Origin of the sequence: Paenibacillus albidus, assembly GCF_014644435.1 — a bacterium.
GTDB lineage: Bacteria > Bacillota > Bacilli > Paenibacillales > Paenibacillaceae > Paenibacillus_AQ > Paenibacillus_AQ albidus.
The window spans coordinates 1-25,574 of sequence record NZ_BMKR01000011.1 but is presented as its reverse complement, the minus strand read 5'-3'; the positions used below and the strand labels follow the sequence as shown (position 1 = coordinate 25,574).

General features: G+C 49.8%; 30 protein-coding genes. All 30 read left to right on the top strand.

All coding sequences use genetic code 11. The features are described from left to right. The first annotated feature begins 114 nt into the window (after positions 1-114). The 30 genes from terS (at position 115) to IEY53_RS14510 (ending at position 25,562) form a co-directional block, all read left to right on the top strand. Complete coding sequence (terS, locus tag IEY53_RS14650) at positions 115-1,014, top strand: phage terminase small subunit (RefSeq protein ID WP_189026099.1); 900 nt, start codon at positions 115-117, stop codon at positions 1,012-1,014. Beyond that, positions 1,001-2,317, top strand: coding sequence for a PBSX family phage terminase large subunit (locus tag IEY53_RS14645; RefSeq protein WP_189026097.1), 1,317 nt, complete (start codon positions 1,001-1,003; stop codon positions 2,315-2,317). The genes terS and IEY53_RS14645 overlap by 14 nt, the downstream gene beginning before the upstream one ends. Positions 2,318-2,320: 3 nt before the next feature. Further along, positions 2,321-3,799 (top strand): phage portal protein, encoded by a 1,479-nt coding sequence (locus tag IEY53_RS14640; RefSeq protein ID WP_189026096.1) that lies wholly within the window; start codon positions 2,321-2,323, stop codon positions 3,797-3,799. Further along, positions 3,792-4,622 (top strand): phage minor head protein, encoded by an 831-nt coding sequence (locus IEY53_RS14635; protein WP_189026094.1) that lies wholly within the window; start codon positions 3,792-3,794, stop codon positions 4,620-4,622. The genes IEY53_RS14640 and IEY53_RS14635 overlap by 8 nt, the downstream gene beginning before the upstream one ends. Before the next feature lie 74 nt (positions 4,623-4,696). Then, positions 4,697-5,269 carry a hypothetical protein gene (locus IEY53_RS14630; protein WP_189026092.1) on the top strand — a complete coding sequence of 191 codons (573 nt, stop codon included), beginning with the start codon at positions 4,697-4,699 and terminating at the stop codon, positions 5,267-5,269. 55 nt (positions 5,270-5,324) lie between these two features. Next, complete coding sequence (locus IEY53_RS14625; protein ID WP_189026090.1) at positions 5,325-6,566, top strand: XkdF-like putative serine protease domain-containing protein; 1,242 nt, start codon at positions 5,325-5,327, stop codon at positions 6,564-6,566. A 21-nt stretch (positions 6,567-6,587) separates the two neighbouring features. Then, positions 6,588-7,535, top strand: a complete 948-nt coding sequence (locus IEY53_RS14620) for a phage major capsid protein (protein WP_189026088.1) — start codon at positions 6,588-6,590, stop codon at positions 7,533-7,535. Further along, positions 7,535-7,840 carry a Rho termination factor N-terminal domain-containing protein gene (locus IEY53_RS14615; RefSeq protein ID WP_189026086.1) on the top strand — a complete coding sequence of 102 codons (306 nt, stop codon included), beginning with the start codon at positions 7,535-7,537 and terminating at the stop codon, positions 7,838-7,840. The genes IEY53_RS14620 and IEY53_RS14615 overlap by 1 nt, the downstream gene beginning before the upstream one ends. Beyond that, entirely contained in the window at positions 7,818-8,204 is a 387-nt protein-coding gene (locus IEY53_RS14610) for a hypothetical protein (protein WP_189026084.1), read from the top strand. The genes IEY53_RS14615 and IEY53_RS14610 overlap by 23 nt, the downstream gene beginning before the upstream one ends. After that, positions 8,201-8,527 carry a hypothetical protein gene (locus IEY53_RS14605; protein ID WP_189026082.1) on the top strand — a complete coding sequence of 109 codons (327 nt, stop codon included), beginning with the start codon at positions 8,201-8,203 and terminating at the stop codon, positions 8,525-8,527. The genes IEY53_RS14610 and IEY53_RS14605 overlap by 4 nt, the downstream gene beginning before the upstream one ends. Further along, positions 8,514-9,008, top strand: a complete 495-nt coding sequence (locus IEY53_RS14600; protein WP_189026080.1) for an HK97 gp10 family phage protein — start codon at positions 8,514-8,516, stop codon at positions 9,006-9,008. Before IEY53_RS14605 ends, IEY53_RS14600 begins: the two co-directional genes overlap by 14 nt. Next, on the top strand, positions 9,005-9,481 hold the full coding sequence (locus IEY53_RS14595; protein ID WP_189026078.1) for a hypothetical protein: 477 nt from the start codon (positions 9,005-9,007) through the stop codon (positions 9,479-9,481). The genes IEY53_RS14600 and IEY53_RS14595 overlap by 4 nt, the downstream gene beginning before the upstream one ends. A gap of 98 nt (positions 9,482-9,579) precedes the next feature. Continuing rightward, positions 9,580-9,975 (top strand): VOC family protein, encoded by a 396-nt coding sequence (locus IEY53_RS14590; RefSeq protein ID WP_189026076.1) that lies wholly within the window; start codon positions 9,580-9,582, stop codon positions 9,973-9,975. A gap of 98 nt (positions 9,976-10,073) precedes the next feature. After that, positions 10,074-10,319, top strand: coding sequence for a hypothetical protein (locus IEY53_RS14585; protein WP_229696167.1), 246 nt, complete (start codon positions 10,074-10,076; stop codon positions 10,317-10,319). Next, complete coding sequence (locus tag IEY53_RS14580; RefSeq protein ID WP_189026074.1) at positions 10,300-11,652, top strand: phage tail sheath subtilisin-like domain-containing protein; 1,353 nt, start codon at positions 10,300-10,302, stop codon at positions 11,650-11,652. Before IEY53_RS14585 ends, IEY53_RS14580 begins: the two co-directional genes overlap by 20 nt. A 3-nt stretch (positions 11,653-11,655) precedes the next feature. Then, on the top strand, positions 11,656-12,099 hold the full coding sequence (locus tag IEY53_RS14575) for a phage tail tube protein (RefSeq protein ID WP_189026072.1): 444 nt from the start codon (positions 11,656-11,658) through the stop codon (positions 12,097-12,099). 64 nt (positions 12,100-12,163) lie between these two features. Continuing rightward, positions 12,164-12,301, top strand: coding sequence for a hypothetical protein (locus tag IEY53_RS35135; RefSeq protein WP_229696166.1), 138 nt, complete (start codon positions 12,164-12,166; stop codon positions 12,299-12,301). Further along, complete coding sequence (locus IEY53_RS14570; RefSeq protein ID WP_229696165.1) at positions 12,280-12,573, top strand: hypothetical protein; 294 nt, start codon at positions 12,280-12,282, stop codon at positions 12,571-12,573. The genes IEY53_RS35135 and IEY53_RS14570 overlap by 22 nt, the downstream gene beginning before the upstream one ends. Before the next feature lie 635 nt (positions 12,574-13,208). Further along, entirely contained in the window at positions 13,209-17,000 is a 3,792-nt protein-coding gene (locus IEY53_RS35745) for a glycine zipper domain-containing protein (protein ID WP_189026070.1), read from the top strand. Then, positions 16,963-17,655, top strand: coding sequence for a hypothetical protein (locus IEY53_RS14560; protein WP_229696164.1), 693 nt, complete (start codon positions 16,963-16,965; stop codon positions 17,653-17,655). The genes IEY53_RS35745 and IEY53_RS14560 overlap by 38 nt, the downstream gene beginning before the upstream one ends. Before the next feature lie 13 nt (positions 17,656-17,668). Continuing rightward, positions 17,669-18,649, top strand: coding sequence for an XkdQ/YqbQ family protein (locus tag IEY53_RS14555; protein ID WP_189026068.1), 981 nt, complete (start codon positions 17,669-17,671; stop codon positions 18,647-18,649). A 23-nt stretch (positions 18,650-18,672) separates the two neighbouring features. Further along, complete coding sequence (locus IEY53_RS14550) at positions 18,673-18,993, top strand: DUF2577 domain-containing protein (protein WP_229696163.1); 321 nt, start codon at positions 18,673-18,675, stop codon at positions 18,991-18,993. Further along, the gene (locus tag IEY53_RS14545; protein ID WP_189026065.1) at positions 18,983-19,423 is read left to right on the top strand and encodes a GPW/gp25 family protein; all 441 of its coding nucleotides are present in this window, start codon (positions 18,983-18,985) and stop codon (positions 19,421-19,423) included. The genes IEY53_RS14550 and IEY53_RS14545 overlap by 11 nt, the downstream gene beginning before the upstream one ends. Beyond that, a complete protein-coding gene (locus IEY53_RS14540) occupies positions 19,420-20,250 on the top strand; it encodes a baseplate J/gp47 family protein (protein WP_189026063.1) in 831 nt (276 codons plus the stop codon). Before IEY53_RS14545 ends, IEY53_RS14540 begins: the two co-directional genes overlap by 4 nt. Further along, entirely contained in the window at positions 20,247-20,789 is a 543-nt protein-coding gene (locus IEY53_RS14535; RefSeq protein ID WP_189026061.1) for a hypothetical protein, read from the top strand. The genes IEY53_RS14540 and IEY53_RS14535 overlap by 4 nt, the downstream gene beginning before the upstream one ends. 5 nt (positions 20,790-20,794) lie before the next feature. Then, positions 20,795-21,118 carry a hypothetical protein gene (locus IEY53_RS14530; RefSeq protein WP_189026059.1) on the top strand — a complete coding sequence of 108 codons (324 nt, stop codon included), beginning with the start codon at positions 20,795-20,797 and terminating at the stop codon, positions 21,116-21,118. Next, positions 21,108-24,086: a hypothetical protein gene (locus IEY53_RS14525; protein ID WP_189026057.1), complete on the top strand. Its 2,979-nt coding sequence runs from the start codon at positions 21,108-21,110 to the stop codon at positions 24,084-24,086. Before IEY53_RS14530 ends, IEY53_RS14525 begins: the two co-directional genes overlap by 11 nt. A gap of 3 nt (positions 24,087-24,089) precedes the next feature. Further along, entirely contained in the window at positions 24,090-24,836 is a 747-nt protein-coding gene (locus IEY53_RS14520; RefSeq protein ID WP_189026055.1) for a hypothetical protein, read from the top strand. A gap of 162 nt (positions 24,837-24,998) precedes the next feature. Beyond that, positions 24,999-25,277 (top strand): hypothetical protein, encoded by a 279-nt coding sequence (locus IEY53_RS14515; RefSeq protein WP_229696162.1) that lies wholly within the window; start codon positions 24,999-25,001, stop codon positions 25,275-25,277. A 15-nt stretch (positions 25,278-25,292) separates the two neighbouring features. Further along, positions 25,293-25,562 carry a phage holin family protein gene (locus IEY53_RS14510; RefSeq protein WP_189026053.1) on the top strand — a complete coding sequence of 90 codons (270 nt, stop codon included), beginning with the start codon at positions 25,293-25,295 and terminating at the stop codon, positions 25,560-25,562. The last annotated feature ends 12 nt before the right edge of the window (positions 25,563-25,574 follow it).

Here is a 25,574-nt window from a genome sequence, read left to right as displayed (position 1 = left end):
TTACTTAGAAATAGTCAAAGGTTGTTTTATTAAAATGAAAATTTTCGTGTAATTGTTTTATAGATTAAAGAATCCTTTAATTGGAACATTTTTTGGGGGTGGTGATTGTGTAGCATGGCCAGAGAACGCAGTCCCGAGCGGGACAAAGCAAAACAGATGTGGCTCGAGAGCGGCGGAACGATGAAGCTTAAGGACATCGCCACCGCTCTTTTTGTTGGCGAAAATAAAGTCCGTAAATGGAAGTCAGTTGACCGTTGGGAGGATGAGCTCAAAGGGAGCGTTCCAACTGAATCCAATGGGAACGTTCCATTTGAAACGAAAGGGAGCGCTCCACAACGCGGCGCTCCCAAAGGGAACAAAAACGCAGTCGGTAATCGCGGAGGTGCTCCGTCGGGCAATAATAATGCCAAGGGGAACAGCGGCGGGGCCGGTGGGCCGCCTGGCAACAAGAAGGCCGTCACAACCGGTGAGCATGAAACTATCTGGTTGGATACTCTGACCGATACGGAGCAGCAGCTCATCGATCAGGTGGACACTGATCCGATTATCCAAGCGAATGAATCCCTTTACCTTCTAACTATCCGGGAGCGACGCATGATGCAGCGCATCAAAGCCCTGATGGACGGGCTCTCTGAAACTGAGCGTAACGTGTTCTATGAGTTGAAAGCTATCAAGGAAGTTACCGAGATTCACGATGAGAAATCCGGCATCACGAAGAAGATCCCGCATAGCCGGAATGAGATGATGGAGTCGAAGATCGAGGAGAAGGGCTTCCGTAAGCTGGACGACATTGTGAAGCTGGAGGAGGCGCTGACCCGTATCCAGGATAAGAAGATCCGGGCCATTGAGCTCAAAAATCGTTTGACTGACGACGAGAAGCGCATCCGCATCGAAACCATGGAGTATGAGCTGCAGATGCTGAGGGGCGGGGGTAAGGAAGACTTCGAAGATGATGGATTTATGGACGCACTGAAGGGTATGGTTGCAGGAGTGTGGAACGATGGCGAAACTTAAACTCAAACCTCCGGCGTTTAAATGGGCTCCATTTTCCAATAAGCAGTTGAAAGTTTTGACCTGGTGGATGCTGGAGAGTCCCCATCGAGACAAGGATGCAATCATCTGTGATGGTTCGGTCCGGGCTGGGAAGACGGTCTGCATGTCCTTCTCATTCATTGCCTGGGCCACCGACACCTTCCGTGGAGAGCAATTCGGCATGTCTGGCAAGACAATCGGTGCACTCCGGCGTAACGTGGTCGGGCCACTGAAGCGCATGCTGGCAAGCCGTGGGTATCATGTGCATGACAATCGATCTGAAAATGTACTGACCGTTACCCGGGGGCTCATCAGCAACCGGTTTTTCTTGTTCGGCGGAAGAGATGAAAGCTCGCAGGATTTGATTGCCGGGATTACACTGGCCGGCATGTTCTTTGATGAAGTGGCATTGATGCCGAAGTCCTTCGTTGATCAGGCTACCGCTCGTTGTTCCGTAGACGGAGCGAAGCTGTGGTTTAACTGCAACCCGGCTGGCCCGTATCATTGGTTTAAAATGGAGTGGCTGGACCAACTGCTGAAGAAACATGCGCTACACCTGCACTTTACAATGGAGGACAACTTGTCTCTTTCTGAACGGGTCCGGGAGCGGTACCGGCGTATGTACAGTGGGATCTTCTATCAACGGTACATTCTGGGGCTTTGGGTCATGGCTGAAGGAGTTATCTTCTCCAAGTTCAATGACGCGGTCCATAAGAAGGCGCGGGACTGGTTCCCGGGCAAGTTTGACCGCAAGTTCATTTGTATCGACTACGGTGCCAATAACCCAACGGCATTCCTAAAGTATGGGGTCCGCGGGAACATCTACTATGAGCTGGATGAGTACTACCACAACATCCGCCGTAAAGGTGAGAAAACAAATGGCGAATATGCCGATGACCTGGAAGCCTTTCTTGACGGTGATGAGTATGCAATCTTCATCGACCCGTCAGCAAAGGCTTTTATTATTGAGTTACAGAAGCGGGGCATTGTCAACATCCGGGCTGCCGTGAATACGGTGCTGGATGGGATTCAAACGGTGTCTAACCGGTTTCAGAACAATGAACTGTATATTTGCTCTGACAACACCAATTCCCTTCAGGAGTTGGTGTCTTACGTATGGGATGAAAAAGCAGCCGAACGAGGCGAGGACAAGCCCATTAAGCAAAATGACCATACCTGTGACGCGCGCCGCTACGGCATCCATACGGATTACCTGCTGCAGCGTGTGAAGCAGCGGAAAAAGGACAGGGAGGAGCGATCAGATCATGACGTGGGGTGGGTGTAATGCATGAGCGGTGAAGCACAGTGGTTCCAGATATCTAAAGCAGAGGACCGGCATATCCCTTCCAGCGCGCAGCTGCCGGATAGTTTTGAAAACCTCTATGATCAGCACGGGCTGCTGCCTTTCCCTCCTGGCAACGACCCTGCTTCCTGCAAGCTGCTGGTAAAGAACAGCAACATTATTCCTCAGTGCATTGAGGCATACAAGCGTAACATTGCCGGCTACGGCATTGCTTTGGAGTACATTCCGGGGGAGAGCGATCAGACGGCGCAGGAGGAATGGAACAGGGCCGACAAGTTTCTGGAGACCTGCAACCTGGAGGATACGCCGGATGAAATCATCAGTTCTCTAATTGAGGATATTGAGAGTAGCGGGAATGCAAATGTGGAGGTTGCCTGGCCTGCCGGCAGCGAATTCCCGACACTCTACCGGATGAATCCCAAATATGTACGCTGCACACGAGAAACTGATAAGGTGACGATCAAGCGGAAGCGGCTGATTCGGTCATCGAAGAAGGTCGAGGAGTTCTCACAGGACATTTACGCGCGAAAGTACGCTATGAAGCGCGGGCAGTCTGTGGTATGGTTCCGACCATTTGGAACCGAGGGTGAGGGCAATCAGATCATCCCCTTGAAGCTAGGAAGTGACGGACCATATGGGGAGCCCCGTTGGTTCGGGAATGCGCCGGGAGTGGTCGGCAGCCGGGAGGCGGAGGAGCTAAACGTTTCTTATTTCTCCAATGGCCGCATGCTTTCCATGCTGCTGACCGTGACCAATGGCCGGCTGACCAAGCAATCGATGGAGCTGCTGCGAAACGTCAAGGGATCGCAATCCCAGGGAGGCATCTTGTACCTGGAAGCGATCGGGGAGGAGACCGGTGGGCCGCTGGATGAAAAGGTCGAGAAGGTGGCCATTAAGCTGGATAAGTTAAACGATCTGCTTCAGCAAGATGCACTGTTCCTGGAATACGGCAAAGAGAAGAAGGCAGACATCCTGTCTCCGTTCCGGCTTCCACCCATTTTGGTTGGTCAGAGTTCCGACTACAACCGAGCGACGGCTCAGGCGGCGCTGCAGTTTGCTGAAGAACAAGTATTTGAGCCGTACCGCAAGTGGATTATGGACGAAATCTTTAACAAACGTCTGTTTCCAGCTATGGGCATCTTTCGTGTGAAAGTGACCCTGCGGGGGCCGCGCATTATCGATCCAGAGAACCGCAAGGCGCTGCTGGACTTTATTGCTGACAACGGTATTATGCTGGTCCGGGATCTGATTCCTATTGCAGAAGAAGTGCTGGATACTACCATTGATGAGTCCAAGTACAGCACCGAATACCTGGATACACCGATCGCACAGCTTGTGAACAGCCAGTCGGCTATAACCGTGCCTGAGCCTGACTCCGATGTGAACGACCTGCAGGAACGTGTGGCCACCATTGCCAAGCGCCTGCTGCGGCAGAGTCATGATGAGGTAACCGGCCATGTGTAAGGATTGCTGGGAGCTAATCGCAAAAGCGGACGACACCGAGTTCCTGGACAGCCTGGAACTGACCCATGCTGAGCGTGCGGTCCTGGAGGAGCTTTACAAGCAGGGGGAGATGCGGATTGTCGAGATCCTTGAGCTGCAAGGGAAGGAACTGCACGATGCCATTCTTGAACTCAGCGAGGATTTGCTGATTGATATTGGAGAACTGGGTAAGGTGCTGGTATCGGTACAGACCGGAGAGCTGTTCACGATCCAATTCGAGCAGGCGGTGTATGATGCTTTTCAACCGCTTTATCATCTGGCCGGCGAAACGGAACTGATAGAGCTTGATCCTGACAAAACATGGTCCGTCAAAAACAAGGCCGCTTCACGATTTGCAAAGAATCTGCAAAAGCTGGTTCCAGACATGAACGGAACCAGTGCGGACGTTATGACCAGGGCATTCCAGAAGGCCATCAAGGAGGGCAAGACACCTTCCGAAAGGGCACTGCTGGTACGTGAGATCAGCGCTGCGGCAGCTAAAGGTGATGCTGGCCCGTTCAACATGGAACGGGCCATTACCGTTTCCCGGACCATGAGCACAGCAGCTGCCAATGGTGGGAAGCTGGAAGGCTGGAAGCAGTCGGATGTTGTCACCGGTAAGAAATGGCGTTCTTCCAAGGGCGACCGGACCCGGAAGACACATAAGAAGGCAAATGGACAGGTGCAACCGCTGGACAAGCCCTTTGAGGTCGGTAAGAGCAAGCTTATGTTCCCCGGGGATCCTTCAGGACGACCGGAGGAGATTATCCAGTGCCGGTGCACGATGCAATCTGTTTTACTATAACGTTATAAATTTAATAGACTCCCGAGAAATATTGGAATATGCTTTGTTTATTTCAATATATTCAGGAGGTCATCATGAAAATTAATCAATTTGAGTTTAATAATTTGTATGCTTTTCAAATACGAATAAGAAACAAACATGGATTGTGGCTGGACTATCCAGGAGGTCGCATTTTCCCATGCAATATCTATTCCAAAAGAACGGGTATATATGCTCTAGAGAAAGATGCTTTTTATATAAAAGATTGGCTCATCGGTTTAGGCCATTCAATTTTAGTAGTAACTAATGACAATAGGGTAGGCTATTTAAGACGTAGAGAAGTTAGTCATATTGATGGCCCCTTTGAGATTGATGAGATGAAAAGGATATCAAAAATGGAGGCCTCGATTAGATGGGGTATTAGCCTCCGAACAATAAATAAGTTTCGTGAATTTAATGAAGAGGCAACGATTCCTTATAACCTTGTGCAAAAGTATTTCGGAGCTCATGGTGGTATCCCTGATAAAGAGAAGTATCGATACACCTCAATAGTTAGGGATTTGAGAGAAAACGGTCATTCAGGAACAGAGTATTGGGGCGAGGATGAAGCGGAAATCAAAAAAGAAGAACTTATAGCATTTGATATTTATATGTCAAGTAATCATTAAAACTTGAAGTCGCAAAATAGCGGCTTCTTTTTTTGAGAGGAGGTGAGAACATAACATGACTTTTAAACTGAAAGACGCTAAGATCACGCACATCTCTTTGGTAGACAAGGGCGCCAACGGCGTACCGTTTGCCATCATCAAGGCTCAGAAAGCCGACCAAGCCGGTGCCATCCAGAAGCAGGTTCAAATCGCCAAGGTTGACGAGGCCAAGCGGGTTGTAATCGGTGTCGTATACCAACCTGATGTAGCAGACGCTCACGATGATCAAATGGATGCTGAAGAGATTGAAAAGGCAGCCCATCTATTTATGGAAAAACAGCATACCTACAATATCGACAAACAGCATGATCTGGACGCTGACAAGGGGTATGTTGTTGAATCTTACATTGCTCCTTGTGACATGGAAATCGGGGAACAGGTGATCATCAAAGGTTCCTGGGTTGCTGGTGTGAAGGTGACGGACGACGACACCTGGGAAGATATCCAGAAGGGCGAGATTACCGGCTTTTCCATGTGGGGCGTCGGTAAGCGGGAAGAGATTGAGGAGGAAGAGGAGGTATCCAAGGGAATCTTGAGCCGGATAGCCAAAGCACTGGGTGGCCTGATTGAAAAAGGCGCAGTTGCTGACAAATACAATAAGAACCGGAAGAATCGAGAATTTTGGGCGGCACAGGATGCCCTGAACTCGGTTCTTTTTAATTGGGACAGCTGGCAAAGTGGAATGGAGACTGATCCGGAGACCATCCGGGAAGCCCTTCAAGATTTTGTGGACATTGCTGAAGATGTACTGACCAAAGAGGACATTGTGAAAGCCATTGGCACGCCACCGGAGCAGATTGCCAAAGCCGGCAAGAAGATTTCCGCTGGCAACCTGAAACACGTCGACGATGCTATTGCAGCTTTGACCGAACTGAAGAATAAAACGGCTCCCCAAGAGGAAGAGCCCAAGGAGGAAGACGATTTGAAAGCTGAAGATATTGCCAAGGCTGTAACGGCCGCGTTGGCTCCGATCGCTAAGCAGGTGGAAGGCCTGACGGCAGAGATTGCGGAGCTGAAGAAAGAAGAAGGTGTCGAAGGTGAGCAATCTGCAGGTGATGCTGCTCCAGCTGCTACCGCAGAAGAGACTGCAATTACCGACGCCATTGCCAAGGCTCTTGCACCGCTGAGTCAGCAGATGCAGACGCTGGCAGCTGACGTGCAGTTGGTAAAGAATAGCCGTGGTGCATCGGCTCAGGGAGACGAACAAGAAGAAATCAGTAAATCAGAAGGCGCCGTTAGTTTCGGACGCTTTCTGTAAATTGAAGGGGGAATGCAGACCATGAGAACAAACGGGAATATCGCCAGAACCAGCATCCAGAAATCCACCATCGTTACACCGATGGACCAGAATGCTCTGAACTATGAGGAAGTCGAAGCCTTCACGGATATGGCGTATGAGGCGAATAGCTTCCTGAAAGGAATTCGTCATGAAAACCGGAAGAGCTCCAAAGGGACCATCGATAAAGTCGGTGTTCGCGGCCGGAATATGCGTAGTAAAAAAGAGAACATCATGGCAACCAATACACCAGGGCTGACCTTCCCACAGATTCCATATTCGGTAGTGCCTGTAATCGTTCCGTTCGACATTACGGAAGAATTCATTCGTCAAACGCAGCGGGTCCGTGGCCAAAACGCTGAAGATATTATTATGCGTGCGATGGCTAAGAATTACGGGGAAAACATGCAGGATATTGGCTTCAATGGTGATACCGCAACCCCTAATACTGACCCGGATTATGAGTTTTTGAGTATCAATGACGGGTGGCTGAAGAAGGCCCGTACCACGGGGCATTATCTGGACTGGACAACACTGTCGGCCGCTGAAAAAACTGGCGTTCTATTCGAAGTGGAACGTGCAATTCCAACCCGGTACCGGGCCGGGGGCATATTCAAATATTTCATGCATCCGAACACTTTTAGCAAACGGCTGCAGAAACTGGCTGAGAAGGACACAAGCGCGTCCATTCAGTTGCAAATCACCGGCGGCGTCAAGAAGGTCAATGCCTACGATGTGGAAGATGTATGGAGCATGCCGGAGGGAGATATTCTTTTCACTTATCAACCGAACTTTGCTATGGTCCACACTTACGACATGCAGATTCGCAAAACGACAGAGGGCAAGGAAGCTATTTGGACGGATAAGCGTTTCTACGCCATCCACTCCGACTTTGACTCCATTTTTGAAGAGCCGCAGGCTCTGGCCTATGTGAAAGGGGTGGAGTTTTAATGCCATATGTAACCTACCGAGGCAAGAACGCCTCCCTTCGGCTGCATAGCATTCGGTTTGAACCTGCCAAGCCGGTACTGGTGGACAATGAGGCGGCGCTGAAGCATTTGCGGGAGCACCCTGATTTCGAGATCAACGAGGAAAAAGTCATCCCATTGGAGGATCTGACTGTTGTCCAACTGAAGGACAAAGCGAAGAGAGTCGGCATTGAAGGTTTCGCAGACATGAAAAAGCCGGAGCTGATCGCCGCCCTGAAGGCGCTGGAAGGCGGCGGTGTGCCGGATGCTGACAACGACACTCCTTAAGTCCCGCAGCCGTGTCAGTGCCGTACAGGAGGCGACAGCAGAGCAACTGGATCAATATATTGATGATGCGCAGACCCGGATTGAGCTGTATCTGCCCGTTCCCTTCCCGGTGGTGGCGGACAAGCAACTCATGCTGGCTTGGGTCAAGCTGGCTGAGTCCCTCGCCCTGCAGGACAGTGAGGAATACCTGGCTTCGGTGGCCCGAGGCTATTCAGCGGAAAGTGATGGAGCTTGGACATACACCCGACAGGCTGTCGAGGGGAAGACCACGGGCAATGCCGATGTGGATTCGATTCTCTTCCTGTGGGTCAAAAAGCAGCAGTCCGGGCCGGATGATGGGAACATAACGGCCTATTTGTTATGAACCACCGTATGAATACCCCGCTGGCGGTTTACCGGGTTGGCCGTCAGCAGGATCCGGATAACTTGTTTAGTGATCGGAAATCCGGGAAGGTCGCGGACCTGAAATGTTTTGTTGTTAAGACGCAGACTGATGCCAAGGCAGACGCCACACCTGTCATATACATTGTCAAAAAGACAATTGGTGTTCCAAAAACAGCGGACGTCCGGATTAGTGACGAAGTGTTAATTTTCGGACGTAGGTATCTGGTGATTGACTCCATCCCGCGCCGTTACTGGCGTGAATTATTGGTGACTTGCGAGGTGAAGGGTAGTGATCATTCATGACTTTGACGGCTTAGCGAAGAAATTCAAGAAGCTGAGCGATGAGGGGATAAATCAAATCCTTCAAAACATCGCGGAAGCCGTTGGCGAAACGCTGCTGAACCTCATCATCGATGAAATCGACAAGCAGGACCTCATCGACACTGGCACCATGTGGAACTCCTTCACCCGCGGTGAAGACGCAAATGTATGGGAGTGGGATGTGGACCGCAATGCTATTTCTATTGAAGTGGGTTCAAACCTCCCCTATGCACGACATCTTAATGACGGTTACACCATCCACAAAGCTCATTTTGTGCCGGGATTTTGGAGAGCGAACGGCCAGTTTGTGTACGACCCTGCTGCAAGGACTGGATTTATGGCGCGGCCCCGTTCCTTCATCGGCCGTCATTACTTTGACATCGCCCTAGAGGAACTGGAAGGCGGCATGAACGCATTGATCATTAAGCGGCTGGAGAAGGAACTGGGGAGGATGCTGTCATGATGGATGTTGGATTGAAAGCCTGGGCAGAACTCGTGCAGCAGGTCTACCCGGATCTTCCGATTCTCCGGAATCGCTCTCGCTGGCTGGCAGGTCAGTTTGATCGTCCGAGCGTGTTTATTGAGACGGACCTTGTCTCGGATAAGGCACATACACCGCGGGCAGACCGGATCATTGAAGATGTGGGTCTTGTCTTTCATTATGACATCGACCGTAGCGGGACGGAGGAAGCCGGCGAGCCGATCCCCTATGACTTATCCCCATTCTTCCTGTACCTTCGTCAGCAGCGGTTTTGTGTCGCCTCTCAGCGCTTTGGCATCATGATGGTAATTGAAACCCCGCGCACGCGACCGTTGAATGACCGGATGGAAGTCACCTTTCGGCATTCATACCTACTGCATGTTCCGAAATCAATGATCAAAGATGACGGGCAGCCGATCCAGAAGATCAATGACTTTTTTATTGAACCAAGTTGAACATAATTTTTGATTCTGTTTTTAAGCTGACGGGCAGGATAATGCAATAGCCACCTTGAAATAAATTGGAAATAAATTTATGACAGGGGCTGAGTAGTATGGTAAATGGGAGTATTTTGGGAATTGCATATAATGTAATTCCAGTTAAAAATGCAAAAAAATCTGGAGAATGGTTCGTCAGTCACTTTGGTTTTAACATCAGAAACGATAGAGGGAATTATATAAGTTTATTCAGGGATAACCGCCCAATAATTGATTTAATTGAGTCTGATAATGACACAAGAGCAGTTTTTGAAGTAAACGGACGGTCAAGGTGGGTTGTAACATTTTTTACAGATGATATTGAATCATTACACATGAGACTAACATCTGAGGGAGTTACAACTAGACCAATTAGCAATGAAGGCATTTACGGCAAGTTTTTTGTTTTTGAGGACCTAGATGGAAACTTATTTGATGTATGGGAGCATAAAGATTGTGAGTTAATCTTTTAAGACAGCAGTCTAAGCTTACGGAATACGATTGTGCGACATTAACCGCCTAAGGAAAGGCGGTTTTTCTTTTGATCATAAGAGGAAGGAGAACTTAAAGCATGAACATAAAAAAACAGATCCGACAGCATGCAGATGTTATTCCAAATGACCTGAACAAGCGAAGCAAGCAAGAATGGATTGAGAGCGCAGTGGTTTTGAAGCGGGAACGCTTTGAGATTGCTGGCGCTCTTTTTGATTGTGCGGATGATGCCCTGCTCTCACAGCAGGAAGTTATTCAAAAAGTAGACGCCTATTTGGGCCTGACAACAAAGGAGGAAACAGTGAATGTCGATACAACGGAGTAGACCCGGGGCGTATGTGGAGTTGCATGCGGTTGCGAAGTCGCGTGTCTTGTCGGTATCCGGACGCGTGCTGGTGCCATATCAGGCCGAATGGGGCCTGCCGAACAAAGCTGTGGATATGACGGATCAGTCAGAACGCTTCAAGGAATCCGGGCTGCTGGTAGATGAGCTGGAACTGGCAGCTGAGAGCGGAGCAACCGTAATCGGATACCGGGTAACAAACGGGAGTGAAAAGGCGGCCGCGGCCGCCGTGGAGGACAGCTACACCATCGAAGCCCGTTACCCTGGGACACGGGGCAATGATTTCGAGTACATGGTACGTGCTGCTCTGGTGGACTCCAGCAAAAAGGAGATCGTTATCCGGGATAGTAAGGGCATTTTTGATACGGAAACGTTCTTGGTGGCCGATAAGGCCGTTTCAGTCGAAACACTCAAAAAGTCCAACATGGTTCGCTTCAAGGACACCGGAGCTACTGCGTTGGCCGATGTGGCTTACACGAAGTTGGCTGGTGGAACCACCGGTACCGCAGCGATTACAGCCGCGAACTGGAGCGGCATCTTTAACCGGATTGACGGTCTGGTGTTTGATGTAGTGTATCTGCCATCCCCTGACGCTGCGGTGCAGGCCGCTGCCAAGCAATGGCTGCTGGACCGCAGAAATAAGGCACGTAAGCTGGCACAACTGGTTATTGCTGGTGCTACAGCATCGGATAGCGATATTGAGGCTCATAATGCACGCAGCCGTGCAGCAAATGCCCGCTTTATCATAAATTGCTCCTTAGCCGGTGAGCACACCAACGGCAAAATCTATACGTCCCTGCAATGGGCGGCTTGGGTGGCGGGGTTGGCAGCTGGCACACCGGCGATTAAGTCCTTTACTGGTGTAAAGGTGCCGATGACTGAGGCACAGGTGGACTGGAGCCATAGTGAGGTTCTGAAAGGTCTTTCCGAAGGCACACTTATGGCCACACGCGACGGCTACGACTATATTATCGAGTCTGCTATTAATACGTTGACCACGCTGGGAGCCGGTGAACGAGAGGATTTCGGAAAAATCCGAGTGTCTATGACGATTGATCAGGTCCTCAACGACATTTACGCTGCTGGCAAGAAGAACAAGGCTAAGCTGGATAATGATCCAGAAGGCCGCGGCTTGTTTATCGCGGCCGTGGTGGGATACCTTAAAATCCGCGCTGAACAAAAGGCGATTGGCTCAGAATTCACCTTTTCTGAGCATCCCACAAAGAAAAGTGAAATGGATTTTGCTTACTTCTCCTTGTCGGCCAAACCGCTTGATGCGATTGAAATCTTTAATATTGATTGGGAGGTGGCGTAGTAAATGGAACGCGAACTGATTGGCCGCAACCTTTCTGTCCAGGACGATAATGGCGATCCACTGCAGACGGTGAAGGAAATCGAAGTGTTGTTGAAGCCGGAAACGCTGGATATTATCCGGGCACGGAAAATGTCTAAGACAAAACAAATCGTGGGTTATGAAATTACTGTGAAGTTGGTCATGTCCAAGCTGGAATCCCGTCTTCGTTATCGGCTGCTGGATGATTTCAAAGCCGGGAAAACGATGTTCCTTGACCGGATCACGGGTTCCCTCGAGGACCGGCAGACTGGGAACGTTGAGCGGGTTATGATCTCTGGCATCCATATCCACGATGAGATGGATATTCTGGTGGCTAAAATCGACGAAAACAACGGCATTGACATTACACTTTCCGGGACCGCAAATGACTTTGACTTCATCGAGAAATTCCCGGATTACATGGTTTAAAGGACGGGCAACCGTCCTTTTCTTCATCTAATAAAAAACTAAAAAATATACGGAGGGTTAAATCATGAGCGACAAATTACAAAAGTACTTGGCCAAAGGTAAAGAAGGACGTAAAGACGATACAATCACTATTCCAGTGGACGGCGAAGACTGGTCTGTCCGCCGCCTGACCCTATTGAAGTGCGCCGTTCCTACGAACTAGCCTATGACGACAATGGCGATCCTAAGGAATCCTATAACGAGATCGACGTCATGATCGTCAAGGCTACGGAGCATGAATTTGATTGGAACAATGCCGAGCTGCTGAAAGCCTTCAAATGCATCAGCAAATTTGAGCTTCCGCCGCGCTTGTTTGATAACCCTGCTGATTATACGGAGCTCAGCAAGGCTGTGAACAAGTTTCAGGAGACGAAAGATGAGCTGCTGAAACAAGCAAAAAACTCATCAAGCAAGACGGAGAAGCAAGCTGGGTAGCGTCCTTTTGGATAAACCAGAAACGGCTGCCGGCTGAGATCCTTCCTTATGAGGTGGACAAGCAGCGGCAGTATTACTTTTGTCTTGCGGCTGGGATGGTCGCTGAAGAAGAAACCAAACGCCTGGCCAACAAGAAATAGGCGGAATGGGGGTGAATGATTATAGCGGCTACAACAAAGGTAACGGTCCCATTTGAAGCACGGGACCTTATTTCCGGTGCCGTCCGGAATATGCGGACGGCACTCCGTGGGGCGACCAACGATCTACTTGACTTTCGAAGAGCTGCAGGACAAATGGGAGACAATCTCATTTCTGATCTTAGACGATCTCGGAGTGCTGTGGATGATTTGGGCAGACGTATAGGTGGTGCTGCAGATGAGACACGTAGGTTAGGCCGTGTCAATGTAGATGATTTGTTCCGGCGTGCCCGTGGCGGAGCGGATGATCTCCGCAGGTCTGTCGATCGTGTCGATTCGGAAATCCGGGGCATGAGCGACTCGAAAGTGCATCTGAGAGCACAAGATGATGTAAGCCCTGTTTTGGATGGTATAGCATCCAAAATGACGACCATAGCTGCGACTGCTGGGGCCATGATTCTTGGGAGCAACATAAAAGACGCTATGTTTGGAAGTGTGATGGATTATAATTCTGCGGCCGCACGTAGTGCAGCATTTCTTCCTGCAAATGAAAGAAGCAAGGCTTTGGCCACAGTGGATAATCTTTATGCTCAGGGAATTATAACTGATCGGACGCAGTGGGTTGGCAATACGGCGGACGCAGCAGCCCTTGTTAGAGACAAATCGATGACCAGTGATCTTGTAAGTCAATCTGCTAAAATTAACTACATCCGTCCAGATTCGGGTGTAGAAGAAATTAGCCGTGCATTGGAACAGTCTTCAAATACTTTCAAGGAAAGTTATGCTTCCGTTGCAGACAGCATGATGTACGCATACAAAGAGGTTGGTGATCGCCAACAAGACCTCTTCGATACTTTTTGGGAATATTCCGGGTATTTCAAAAACTCTGGTGCTAATTCCGGGCAAATGGCGAACTTTCTCACACAGAGTGTGAAAGAGGGCGCATTTAACTTTGACAAGCCTGCGGACTTTTTCAAGGAAACGTTTGGGGTTAAGGCACTTAACACCGGAGATATGGCAAATTACTTTATCTCCCGAGGAGCAGGGAAAGACGAAGCACAAAAGCAAGCTACGGCTTTTACTTCAGACATAAATTCTGGCGATAAGCAGCGTGCTCAAGGGGCCATCATGGCACTGGTAGCTGACCTCAGGAGTCAAACACAAAGCCAGCTTAAAGAGTCTCTTGTGACTATGGGGTCGGGCGCTGCGGAGGATAGCGGTACCGCAATTTTGAAAACATTCCCTGTACCCTTCCAACTTGCTCCAACAGAAATTGTTGGGACAACGGACAGAATGGTCAAAGCCCAGCAGTCTGCCAACCCGATGCAGGAAATGATTCAGACTCGTGCAAAAGTCGATCAGCAAATGCAGGATTTAGGAATGAGCATTACAGCTGCTGCTTTGCCTGCATTGAAAGAATTTAACACTCTCATAACTGAGAATAAAGACAGTATCCAAGAACTTGGCACTAAAATAGTAGGCGTAGTGAGCAAGATTACGAGCTTCTATAACGATAATTTCAATGCAATTAATAAAGGTTTGCTCCTTATTGGAGGGAGCATTTTAGCAATCAAAAGCATTAAGTTTGGCAAGGGCCTCATCGACGACACTGCTGCAGGGGTAAATAAAGTGCGTGGCTGGTTTACCAGGGGGAATTCAGGGTCACCCCCGGATCCTATTGAAGAGGTTGGAGAGCCAACAAGGCGACGCCTGACTGCCCGTCGTGGTCGGTTTGGTAGTGGTGGCAGGGGAGCCGGGGGTACTAGTTCGGTTGCCTCCATGACTATAAACGCAAGCGTTGTCTATCTCAACGAAGCTGGAGGGCTTGGAGGACAGGATGGCGGGGGGAGAAACCGACGGGGCGGACGGGGACGCAACGGGCGTCGTGGTAGATCAGGCGGAAGAGGTGCTGGAGGAAATAACAGAAATGCACCACGTGGCGGCCGTAATCCAAACGGATCAATTACAGCGCGCCGTGGCACAAGATCACCGAACCCACCTGACATTGATACTCCGGATGCAGGGCAGAGGCGCACAGGTCGAGTAACCTATCGCAATGGCAGGAGACTTCCACCTCCTGTACCAGATGTAATTCCGGACCCGCCACCAGCCAGGGGCGGGATCAGAAGCCTAATTAAGGGAGGAAAGAAGGCTCTCAAAGCAGCCGGGGTTTTAGGGACAGTAGCTGGACTTGGTTTTACCGGGTATGACCTTTACCAAGCCTCTAAAGAAGGTGATTTGAGGGAAGTGGCTTCATCCACAGGTGGATCAATGGCGGGAAGTATAGCTGGAGGAACGATTGGTGGAATTGCCGGCTCATTTCTTGGACCTCTTGGTACGGCTGCTGGTGCAGCTGCTGGTGGCTGGTTTGGTGAAAAGTTAGGGTCATTGGCAGATTCCAGCGGCATCACCAAGTCAGTTGTAGATGGAGTAGTGTCGGCAGCTGGCGGTATTAAAGATGCGGCAATGTCTATAGGTGGATGGCTCGGCATCACCAAGCAAAAGGAAGAGCAAAAGCCAGTGGTCACACCTCCGCCTGAAGCCAAGGTTACCTTTGGGAATTTGACCCCTGAGCGGGAAAAGGCACTGCAGGAGACCTTTAATGTTTTCCGGGCCAACGTGGCTAAAGATGGTCTAAAATCAGCCCTTACAAGTGCTGTCAGTGAGAGTGGTGTAAAACAGACAGTAGATAAGCTGAAAAATCAGTTTACAGGGGTTTGGAAAAGCACCGAATCATCCAAGGCTCAGCAAAACGTGCAGGCTGTGGGTGTTGCCGCCCAAAAGACATCAGGACAAGCAGCAGCCCTTGGTGTAACCACTAAGAACAGTACAGCGGGTATCATCCAAGGAGCCAATGCCGCAGGTACAAGTATGCAAGGGATTGGTGCCTCGGTAGGAATTGCAGCCAATGAGACCAAGCAGCATCTAATGTCCATACAAACGGTGAGCAGCAAAGGTGAGAGCTGGGGAAGTAATTTGATGGACCTTCTTACTAAGGGTTTGCGAAGTCGTTTCCCAGGTCTAATCGCTGCTGCAAGTGAAATAGCCAATATTGTAAAGGGAATTGCTTCGGCTTCATCGTCCGCTGGTTCTTCTACTTCCAGCAGTGGGGGCAGTGGGAACGGAGGTGGGAATAGTTCTCCCCAATCAACCAGCGTGACGCCTCATGCTAACGGTGACATCGTTAACCGGCCTCACCTTGGTTTGGTGGGTGAAGCTGGCCCAGAAGCGATTATTCCGCTCTCCGCGGGGCGCCGTAAACGTGGCGTTGAATTGTGGGAACGTGCAGGGCAAATGCTTGGAGTACGTGCCTATGCCAATGGCGGCATTGTTGGAGCACAACAACTACGGGCTACAGGTAAGCAGGCTAGAGCCTTTATTGATGACAACAACGACAATATTGGGTACGGGGCTGGTTATGCAGAAGGGATACATGGGTCCCTGGAGCAGACAAAGCGGCGTGGAATAAAACGCTACAATAAGTCCATGAGTAAGGCAAGCACACTGACGGATGCATACAAAGCTCGGGCAATGGGTCACAAACTACGCAGACAGGCTACCAAGCTGCGTAAATTTACTAAAGCCAGTAAGATGTTGAGCAGAGTGGTACGCCCCATCGGTTATGCCATGGATATCTGGGATATCGCTTTTGCAGGAAAAGGGAAACGTGGCCGTCAAACAGCCAAAGTACTCGGTGGGGTCGCTGGCGGCATGTTGGGTGGTGCTGCCACTGGTGCAGCACTGGGCACGTTATTCCTTCCCGGAGTGGGTACAGCAATCGGTGGTGCCATCGGTGGCCTGCTGGGAACAATCGGCGGGGAGAAACTGGCAACCAAGCTCTATGACGGTATAGCAGGTTTCTTTGGCCGCCGCAAGAAGCGGAAGAAGAAGAAATATGCCTTTGGTGGACTGATCACTGATCCTCATTTGGGATTGGTAGGTGAAGCTGGTCCCGAAATGATTATTCCTTTATCTGCAGGCAAACGGGGCCGGGGACTGGATCTGTGGGAGCAAACCGGAAAACTGCTAGGTGCTCGACCATATGCAGATGGTGGTGCGGTAGGGATGAAATCCTCTGCCGGCAATCCGGTGGCCAAGTCACTAGCTCAAGCACCAGCTGCCATGCGGGACATCATCATAGAGAACATTAACATCAATTTTGGTGAGATGGCTAAGGGAATAACAAACTTTGCGGAATTTGCCAAGATGCTGGCCAGCCCACAGGGGCGGGCACTGTTCCGAAAGATCTTCGGTGAAGAGTTGTATAAAGCATTGGAGAACGGGGGGTGATCTTATACTGACGATGATCCGCGACAAGAACCGTTTTACTTTCCCCATTACACCAGCTGAGATTCAAATCACCAGCAGCAACGAAATTGACTCTTTTACAGTGATTACAGGCCAAGAGAAGACGACAAAGAGACTCACATCGAAATTGATGCGGGTCTCTTTTTCTGCCATCTTCCCTCGCGCCTGGGAGGAGCTATGGGAAACGGGAAAGGAAACGGTGAAGTATCAATCACCTGAGCAAGCTTGGAAGCTCATGGAGCAATGGAAGGCGAAGCCGGTGGTTATTAACTTTGAATCGCTATTTAGTCAGACTATGTGGTTCGAAAGTATGGAGGCGACCTACAAAGAAGGCCAGGCGAACCTGCATATTCAGTTTCAGTTTGTGGAGTTTGATCCGGTGAAGATCGTTTCTTACTCTAATACCAAGCAGCTGCTCAAACCGGGTGTGATCATTACGAAATCATCCAAAAGCCGGCCGAATACAACTGGCAAAACGGATAAAAAGAATGATAAAAAGAAAAGCGAGAAATCGAAAAAAGCAGATGAAAAGCAGAAAAAAAGTGAGGAGAAGGATGCAGCTGCTAACGCCAAAGGTAACTTCGATTATTTAGCTCAGAAGGAACGTATCTTGGATAAAACCTCCAAGGTGAAGTAAAGGGTGGGATTAGATGGACAATTTTGCGGTCATTTACGGAAAGGAGAGTAATCGGCAGCTGCTAACGGATGAAACTGTGGAATTGTCCTGGTCTTCGGCCCGGGATGAGATCGCTCGAAGCGCTACGGTGAGACTCCGCAACGCTACTGATCTGAAGGTAGCCGGTATGCTGATGTGCTTTTCGCAGCGACTGAAAGGAGTGGGAGTGCTTCACCACAAAAATCAGTTCTTCCACGGCCCCATTATTAAATTTGAACAAAATGAGTTCACCGATGAATGGGAGGTTGAAGCTCGGGAGATCAGCTGGTATTTGGCGAAGAACAAAGGTGTTCGTCCGTATCTCAAAGGTGTGGCCGGTGCAGAACTGCAGCGCTACATCAAGACCACCGGTATTGATTTTCGCTGCCCTAAACTGGGGTTTAACATCGATGAACGTTACGGAACGATGTTCCATTCAGAAGTTATTTTGGATGTGCTGCAAAAGGCATATGAGCGCAGCGGCTACCGGTATCATGTCGATGTATTCCGGACAGATCAGAGTTTTTACCTACAAGTTGTCCGGGAAGGCACCAATACTCTTGTGCCCATATTTATTCCGGATCAATTGGAGGCGAGCACTGCGGGGTACACCATTGATGAGACATACACGGTAGTGACGGCTCAAAAATATAAGGACGACAAGATCGCTTCTTCCGTGACCAAGACGGCAGCGGGGGCTGTAAAGGCCATGGGGCGGATGGAAGAGATCATAGAAGTCGAAGAAGATGAAGATCCGACCTTTATAGCTGAACAGCGCTTGAAGGCACTCTCACAGGCCAAACAAATGAAGAAGATCACGGTCAAGCATGAAGACCACACACTGTCGGGGCTGCGGGCTGGATGGATGGTGCTGATCAAGACGGACCATACCTCGAAATGGATAGTAGAGAGTGCGGAATCCAGCTTTAAAAATGGGTTATATACCGTCAAGCTGGAGCTGGAGAGGAGAGAATAACCGTGCTGAATGATGCTCTTAAAATGTTTCGGGATAAAACAGCGGGTCACATCGATGCTCGAGATACGGAGCGGGCGACTCTGCTTAGTTGGCCAGCAAACCCGAAAATTCAGGTCGATGAGGACCCGGAGCCGTATCCGGCGGATAAGCTTGTTTTTGCTGAGTATCTGCAGGAGAGACGCATCGATGCAAAGTTTGAAGTATCGCAACCGGAGTCAGCTACATTAACCGGCATTCTTACTATCCCCAGCCCCCTGATGGCTGGGGACCGGCTCATTGTATCCCGTATGACTGGCCAGCGATATTACGTGCTTGGAAAGGATGTGAGCGGTGATGGCGGATGATAGTTTGTTTCCTGACCTGGACATTTCCGATATTGGAGAAGTCGAGCTTACGGAATCGGTTCTATCGGCTACGAAATGGACCTATGTGATCGATTACCGCAACCGGAGCGCGGTCCTCACTGAGGATGGCTATCCGAAGAAGACCAGTACCTATGAGGAATACCTGATACAGACGGCACTCAAACTCTTGAATACGGAGCGCTTTCGGTATGTTTTATACGGTGAAGAAGTTGGTGTTGAACGCTCCGAATGGTCTACCTGGGAGGATATTGAGATTAAACGAGATATGGAAGAAGCGCTGACTGCACATACAGAAATTGTACGGGCTGAGGTGCGATCGATGGTAAGGGAAGGACAGGAAATGCATCTTAGTATATTGATAACCGGCCTGGTGGGTCAGGCGGAGATGGAGGAGGCGATTAGTGTATGACCATTAAATTGAGTGATCTGCCGGCGCTTCCATACATGCCTATCCTTAATGAGGAGCCGGAGGATATTTATCAGCGTTGGGTGAACCGGGCCATTGCTTTGGCGCTCGAACGAGGACTTCCACCTCCACCAACAGGGGAAGGGGAATACTTTTATGATCTGTGGTATCCCCTAGCGTTGGAGCTTGCCGAGCAACAAATGCTTTGGACGTATGGATTTCTCCAGGGTTTCCCGATTTGGGCGGATTCCGAGTATCTTGACGGTCACGGTTGGTCTGCAGGCCTTACCCGTAAAGATGGGGAGAGCGACGATACTTTTCGGCTGCGCATGCTTGAGCGTGCCGCTACTGAAATCGGCAGCGGACGGCGGAAGGATTACGAAACTTGGGCGTTGGAAATGGCTGGGGTTGGTGGAGCAATTGCGCGTGAGAAAGAGCGGCATGATAATTCCATCGATCTATACTTAACGAACCTGGACGGACAGCCTATTACAGAAGAATTCGCCGAGACGGTCAAAGCCTGGATGTGGGAGGATCGGCGGATCGCTGGGCATGACCTACTGGTTCATCCGGCGCCAGTCTTTAACGTACGTCTAGAGACCCGCTTGCTTACGTCCAGCGGTACGGATTTGACTGTGCTGGCGGCTACTATTCAGCAGCGTGTATTGGATTATGCGAGTGGCCGCTCAAAACTTATTTACAATTATGTGGCCGCGCTACTGTTGCTGCCTGGTGTGGATGATTACGAGAGCCTGACCCTCAATGGCGATATGGAGGATATTGTTCTTCCGCTGTCGTCTGTTTTGAGAGTGGAAGTGGTCCTGTTATGATCCCGCTGAGATATCGTGAAATGCTGCCACCATACTGGTATGAGATTGATATGGCAGACCAGCATTTTTCAGTTTTTGAAAAGGAAATGGACGACCGCTTACAGATGATAGACGACCTGAGTAATCAGTTTATTCTCCGGAGATCCACCTGGGCTCTTTGGATTTGGGAATGGATGTACTTCCGGAAGACTCAAGAGGGTAGTGATGAAGAACGTAGGGAGGCGATACGCCGGAAGCGTTGGGGTGATCGGCCCTTTAAGCTACCTTTACTGCGGGAACTGGGGAATCAGCACGGTAAGCTGATGAATGTTACGGAGGACTTTTTGTCAAAAGAGATCCACTTTGAATTTTCACTTGTTCAACCGTTTAACATGGCTGGGCTGCAGGCTGATTTTGAATATGTGCGCCCGGTCCATATTCGCCGGGCAGTATTCAGTTCAGCAGTTCCAACGCAAATCATTAATATAAAGGGTACTTGGTACTCACATGGAGTTGACTTCCCGATTTGTGGGTATGAGATGCCGGTTGAAGGAGTGTGATTCATTTGGCGGATATTGTGCAACCACTGCTGCTGGATAACCTGATCCGTGGTTTAAGTGGCTATATTACTGGAGCACGAGTGAAAATTGATGGAGAGCAGGTAGACTTTCCCATTCAAAAAACCGTTATTTCTGGGCTGTCAGTCCGGAAGTACATTTATATTACAGAGACGCAGGCTGTTGGCCAGCAACTTTTTGAAGCGTCATTGCTTGATCAATATGGCAATGCTTTGGCAGTTCAACCCCTTACCGTGATCAAAAACGATAAGGGGTTTTTGATTGCCTTTGAGTTTGTTTTGAGATTGGAGGCGAGTTCTGGTGGCATATAACAAACAGGCTTGGAAGGATGAAATTCCGGATCTAACCAAGCCAATTAAAGACGCTTCCGGCAAGCAAAAGACTGATCCACAGACAGGGCGTCCGCTTTTTGAACTTGTCCAGGAAGGAACACGGATTACCTCCGCGCGACTCAATCATATGGAGGATGGGATTGATTCTGGACACGAATCAATCGATGTCTTAGCCACCGAATTAGCGACCAAAGAAACGCCTGCAGGTGCACAACAAAAGGCTGACACCTCTCTTGCATCCGCTAAGTCATATGCTGACACGCAACTGCTTGCCAAGGCTGATAAAGCAACCACATACAGTAAGGATGAGACAGATCAGCGTATTCAGGCTGTTGTGGGCACTGCGCCAGATGCCCTGGACACACTTAAGGAGATCGGTGATGCACTGAACAATGATCCGAACTTCGCTGCGACTGTAACGAATCAGCTTTCTGGAAAAGTGGATAAGGTGGCCGGTAAACAGCTATCAACGGAGGATTATACAGCTGCAGAGAAAGCAAAACTTGCCGGGCTTTCATCAGGAGCAGGAGCAGCAGGGAGTGCAACGGACACGGTAATTGGTAACCGGACCATTACGGATACTGAAGCCCCAACCGGAGAGACTGGAGCACCTACCAAGCTCTGGGGCTGGTTGGCCTACATGATCAAGTCAATAACAGGTAAATCCAGTTGGCGGACAGCTCCGGCAACAACCCTGGAGGCAGCCAAGACTCACGCAGACGACACTATCCGTCACCTGACAGCGGCAGAGCGCACCACATGGAATGCAGCTATTCCGAGTTCACAGAAAGGTGCTGCGGGTGGGGTGGCTGCACTGGATGCACAGAGCAGGGTAGTTGCAATTGGTGAAGTCCTCAACGGGGCTGTGACAAGGCAAGTTCTATACCCTGAGGCATTTACGGGCACTGCTGGACAAAAGATAGATATTTATTTCTCTACCGGGCTATCTGTGCAAGGTTATATCGAAGTGACGGTAACATCGGCCTGGGGGAGCGCTAACGGAGCGGGTAAGCTAACAAAGTTATTCGACGTTGTTTTGACCCCCTCATCGGCAGCACCAACGTGGCAGAAAGCAAGATACACCGAAGTAACTGGAAATACACCTGCGTGTTACGCTATCTCAGACGTAACGTTTGATGCGACCAACTCCCGTTGGCGGTTTACGATAGAAGCAAGGGTAGCAACCACTAACAGGGTTTCTGTCGAGGTGAGATATCAAACGGGAAATAACCTACCGCCTCCTACATTCAGCGCATCAGATGTTTATGCCGGGTTGGTAACGCTCCCGAAGCCTGTACAGGTTATACCGGATGATACAGAAACCCAATCGGGATATGAGATTCAAAAGCATAAGTTGACCGACAATGACGGCACTGCCACTACTTATGGTGCGAGTTTGGACAATTTGGTGACACCGGGAAGATACTATGCAATAACTGCTACAACGGGCAAGCCTTCAGGTTTTATTTATGGATTGTGTGAAGTTGATAGGCTGACTCCAACGGTAAACGCCTATGTACAACAAAAGGTGACCGACGCTTTAAGCCAGCGTGTATTTACTAGATACGAGATAGGCATTGGAAACTGGGCCCATTGGGTGGAAAATGAGAACGTCAGCCGCAAGAACGTATCGGGTGGATATCTGGGTATCGCCACGGACGGAACTGTCATCATGCCAGGCGCGTCAGTAAGGAAATATGATGGCCCTATTAAAAGAGCTGAAAACGCCGTTGCGTACAGAGGGGGGGTGTCCGTAACTGGGGCACTAAAAATCTTGCTGCCGTTCGCGTGGACTAATACAATGATGCGGATTAGAGTAGGAGGGTATAACTACACCCCTGCAACGGGCGCGTGGGAGGTTCTGCTGGGTGGGTACAACTTTAGTGGAAATCCTACGCCTGGCTGGGTGAATGCCTCTGCTTCAACCACTGGAGCCCCCCCATTTTCAAGTGTGCGATTTGCTTATGATGGAACGTACTGCTGCATCCTTTTAGGTACTCTTACAACGGTATGGACTTACCCTGTAGTAGAGATAAGCGAGTTTATAGGATTTGATAACGCTACTTTTGAAACAGGAATAGGCATCTCCATAATCACTTCCGAAACGGGGATCACCAGCGTAAATACGCCAGTTTTTAATGCAGGAACCAGTGTGGAAACGGCTGACAAGATAGACGGGTTCCATGCTTCCGTAGCATCAGCAGCAAACACAGCATCGGTCCGGGATTCCTCCCAATACCTTGCAGCCGAAGGGTTCACGATGGGGCAAAACGGAAGAATCGTTTCAGGGAACGCCATGGCTGCTGGAGCTGCTTCCGGGGGTATCTTGCAGCAAACGTCAGACACTGCCAACGGATACGGCCTTTGGCATTGTACCAACTGCTATTGGGACGGTACAAACTGGAGGCAAGTCCGTGGAGATAATCCCTCTTATGCGTTCGGGGTTATCTTGCAAAGAGGCTATGTCTTCAAATATGCCGCCGCCGGCGGCGCAAACGCCGGGATCATAACACTGGTTGATGTAGCACATTTAACAGCAGCTTCCTCCACGAGCGCCACGGCTGGAAATATCGCTGTCAGAGACTCCACCGGGAAGCTGGCCCTTGTTTCAGCGACGCGAAACAGGATGATAAACAACCAGGTATCCGCCACAACCGAAACCCTGCTGTTTTCGCATACGCCAGCGTCCCGGTGCTTAATGACCTATTCAATTAGCCTACGGACAACTGCCGCTGTCACGGTCACGTTGAGGGCAGAGTATACAAACCCGGAAGGAACGGTAGCGACATCTACAAAGCTCCTGGACGCGCAAACCCTTGCCGCCAATACGGATTACTCTCTAGTTCCGTTTTTCGCTGCATCGGAGCAAGCAAAGGCCGTCCGCCTGTACGTCACCAGCAGCGTTGCAAATGTTCTATACATCACAGGCAAGCTGGAGGAGGATTAAACCGTGGGACAATACCTATTTCCCGGTAATGCAACGCCTTCTGATGTTTTAACCGGAAAAAAATTCAGCGCGGGTACTTTGTACAACGCTAATGGCACTATAATTAACAAATCGGTTGAAAATCATCACATGCCATCTACACAAAGTACAGTTTGGGCTGGTGACAGAGTGTTTTTACAACCACCTGAAGGCTACTATAATGGGCAGACATGGGTAACAGTACCCGCCCCAAACTTAAGACCGGAGTATATTTTGTCCGGTAGAGGATTTAGCGATATGGCTGGGACAGTGCCCGTTATCTCTACAGGGGATGATGTGGCGTTGAGTGCTGGGCAATGGTCTAATGGAGATTTAGCTGTTTACCCGCGTGAGGGATACCGCAAAGGTGGTGCCGGAGCCGGTGAGATTAAAGTCACGGTAGCACAAATGCAAGCTGCTGGAATTAATCCGTTGCGCAGGTATGACGCGAACGTCACGGTTCCCGGAAATGGAGGGGTTGATGTCCCGGTCCCCATAACCACGATGAAAAGCGCACATACGGTGGTTGTTTTATATCAGGGAAAAGTATCGGTGAGTTTGGCTCAGATTGATGGGAATTACTATTACACTCACGATAGTGCCACAGCCCCTATGTATATCGCCAGTGCCGGAATGGAGAATGGGACTGCGATGTATCCAGTAACTATTTTTCTCAAAAATAGAAGCCAGCTAACTTTTACAGTGACAGTTGTATTTTTCGGGACACCATAAATTAAATTAGGGATTGAAGACGCTGGAGCAGGTGCCGGGGATCATCCGGGAGGAGGTAGCCTTGTTGGTAGAGGATAAATAGAGATTTCAGGTAGCGCCTATAGAGGCGTTTTTATTTTGCCCTCGGATCCCCGGGGGCTATTTTGTTGAGGGGGAACGGGAGTGGAGATAACGACATTAATAGCAATGCTTGCGGCTATCAGTGGAATTGCATTGGGATGGGTAACCCGGACGTCTGCCTATAAAAAGGATGTCGCTCAGGAGGCCGGGACTGGAGCGGCGCTGCGGACAGATGTGGAGTACATCAAACGAGGGGTAGACGATATCCGCGCAGATGTCCGGGTGCAGGGTAAACGTACTGATCAATTGGCTGAACGAGTCACGCGGGCTGAAGAGAGAATCAATCAAGTTCAAAAAAAGGTAGACAAATTGGAAGAATAGAAGGGAATGGTTTGTGTGGAGTGGAATGCAGTTGCTAATTTTATCAAACCGGAGCTATTGGTTATTGTGGCCGCGTGCTGGGTTGTTGGCGTTATCCTTAAACAGACACCGAAGGTACCAGACTGGACGATTATTTATGGGGTTACGGTAGTGGCCGTTGTCCTGGTGTCGCTGACAATGGGCTTTACCCCTGAGAGTATCCTACAGGGCATTTTGTGCGGGGCGGTGGCCGTATACGGTAACCAGTTGGTCAAGCAGACGACCAAAAAGAGCGGTGATGAGTAATGATCTACCGTA

Bases quoted from the DNA above. Each gene is read 5' to 3' on its own strand.
- IEY53_RS14575 (WP_189026072.1), top strand. From the start codon at position 11,656: ATGGAACGCGAACTGATTGGCCGCAACCTTTCTGTCCAGGACGATAAT.
- IEY53_RS14605 (WP_189026082.1), top strand. From the start codon at position 8,201: ATGAACCACCGTATGAATACCCCGCTGGCGGTTTACCGGGTTGGCCGT.
- IEY53_RS14640 (WP_189026096.1), top strand. From the start codon at position 2,321: ATGAGCGGTGAAGCACAGTGGTTCCAGATATCTAAAGCAGAGGACCGG.
- IEY53_RS14545 (WP_189026065.1), top strand. From the start codon at position 18,983: ATGGCGGATGATAGTTTGTTTCCTGACCTGGACATTTCCGATATTGGA.
- IEY53_RS14535 (WP_189026061.1), top strand. From the start codon at position 20,247: ATGATCCCGCTGAGATATCGTGAAATGCTGCCACCATACTGGTATGAG.
- IEY53_RS14585 (WP_229696167.1), top strand. From the start codon at position 10,074: ATGAACATAAAAAAACAGATCCGACAGCATGCAGATGTTATTCCAAAT.
- IEY53_RS14645 (WP_189026097.1), top strand. From the start codon at position 1,001: ATGGCGAAACTTAAACTCAAACCTCCGGCGTTTAAATGGGCTCCATTT.
- IEY53_RS14595 (WP_189026078.1), top strand. From the start codon at position 9,005: ATGATGGATGTTGGATTGAAAGCCTGGGCAGAACTCGTGCAGCAGGTC.
- IEY53_RS35745 (WP_189026070.1), top strand. From the start codon at position 13,209: ATGGATTATAATTCTGCGGCCGCACGTAGTGCAGCATTTCTTCCTGCA.
- IEY53_RS14540 (WP_189026063.1), top strand. From the start codon at position 19,420: ATGACCATTAAATTGAGTGATCTGCCGGCGCTTCCATACATGCCTATC.
- terS (WP_189026099.1), top strand. From the start codon at position 115: ATGGCCAGAGAACGCAGTCCCGAGCGGGACAAAGCAAAACAGATGTGG.
- IEY53_RS14630 (WP_189026092.1), top strand. From the start codon at position 4,697: ATGAAAATTAATCAATTTGAGTTTAATAATTTGTATGCTTTTCAAATA.
- IEY53_RS14580 (WP_189026074.1), top strand. From the start codon at position 10,300: ATGTCGATACAACGGAGTAGACCCGGGGCGTATGTGGAGTTGCATGCG.
- IEY53_RS14610 (WP_189026084.1), top strand. From the start codon at position 7,818: ATGCTGACAACGACACTCCTTAAGTCCCGCAGCCGTGTCAGTGCCGTA.
- IEY53_RS14615 (WP_189026086.1), top strand. From the start codon at position 7,535: ATGCCATATGTAACCTACCGAGGCAAGAACGCCTCCCTTCGGCTGCAT.
- IEY53_RS14555 (WP_189026068.1), top strand. From the start codon at position 17,669: ATGGACAATTTTGCGGTCATTTACGGAAAGGAGAGTAATCGGCAGCTG.
- IEY53_RS35135 (WP_229696166.1), top strand. From the start codon at position 12,164: ATGAGCGACAAATTACAAAAGTACTTGGCCAAAGGTAAAGAAGGACGT.
- IEY53_RS14590 (WP_189026076.1), top strand. From the start codon at position 9,580: ATGGTAAATGGGAGTATTTTGGGAATTGCATATAATGTAATTCCAGTT.
- IEY53_RS14550 (WP_229696163.1), top strand. From the start codon at position 18,673: ATGTTTCGGGATAAAACAGCGGGTCACATCGATGCTCGAGATACGGAG.
- IEY53_RS14620 (WP_189026088.1), top strand. From the start codon at position 6,588: ATGAGAACAAACGGGAATATCGCCAGAACCAGCATCCAGAAATCCACC.
- IEY53_RS14625 (WP_189026090.1), top strand. From the start codon at position 5,325: ATGACTTTTAAACTGAAAGACGCTAAGATCACGCACATCTCTTTGGTA.
- IEY53_RS14635 (WP_189026094.1), top strand. From the start codon at position 3,792: ATGTGTAAGGATTGCTGGGAGCTAATCGCAAAAGCGGACGACACCGAG.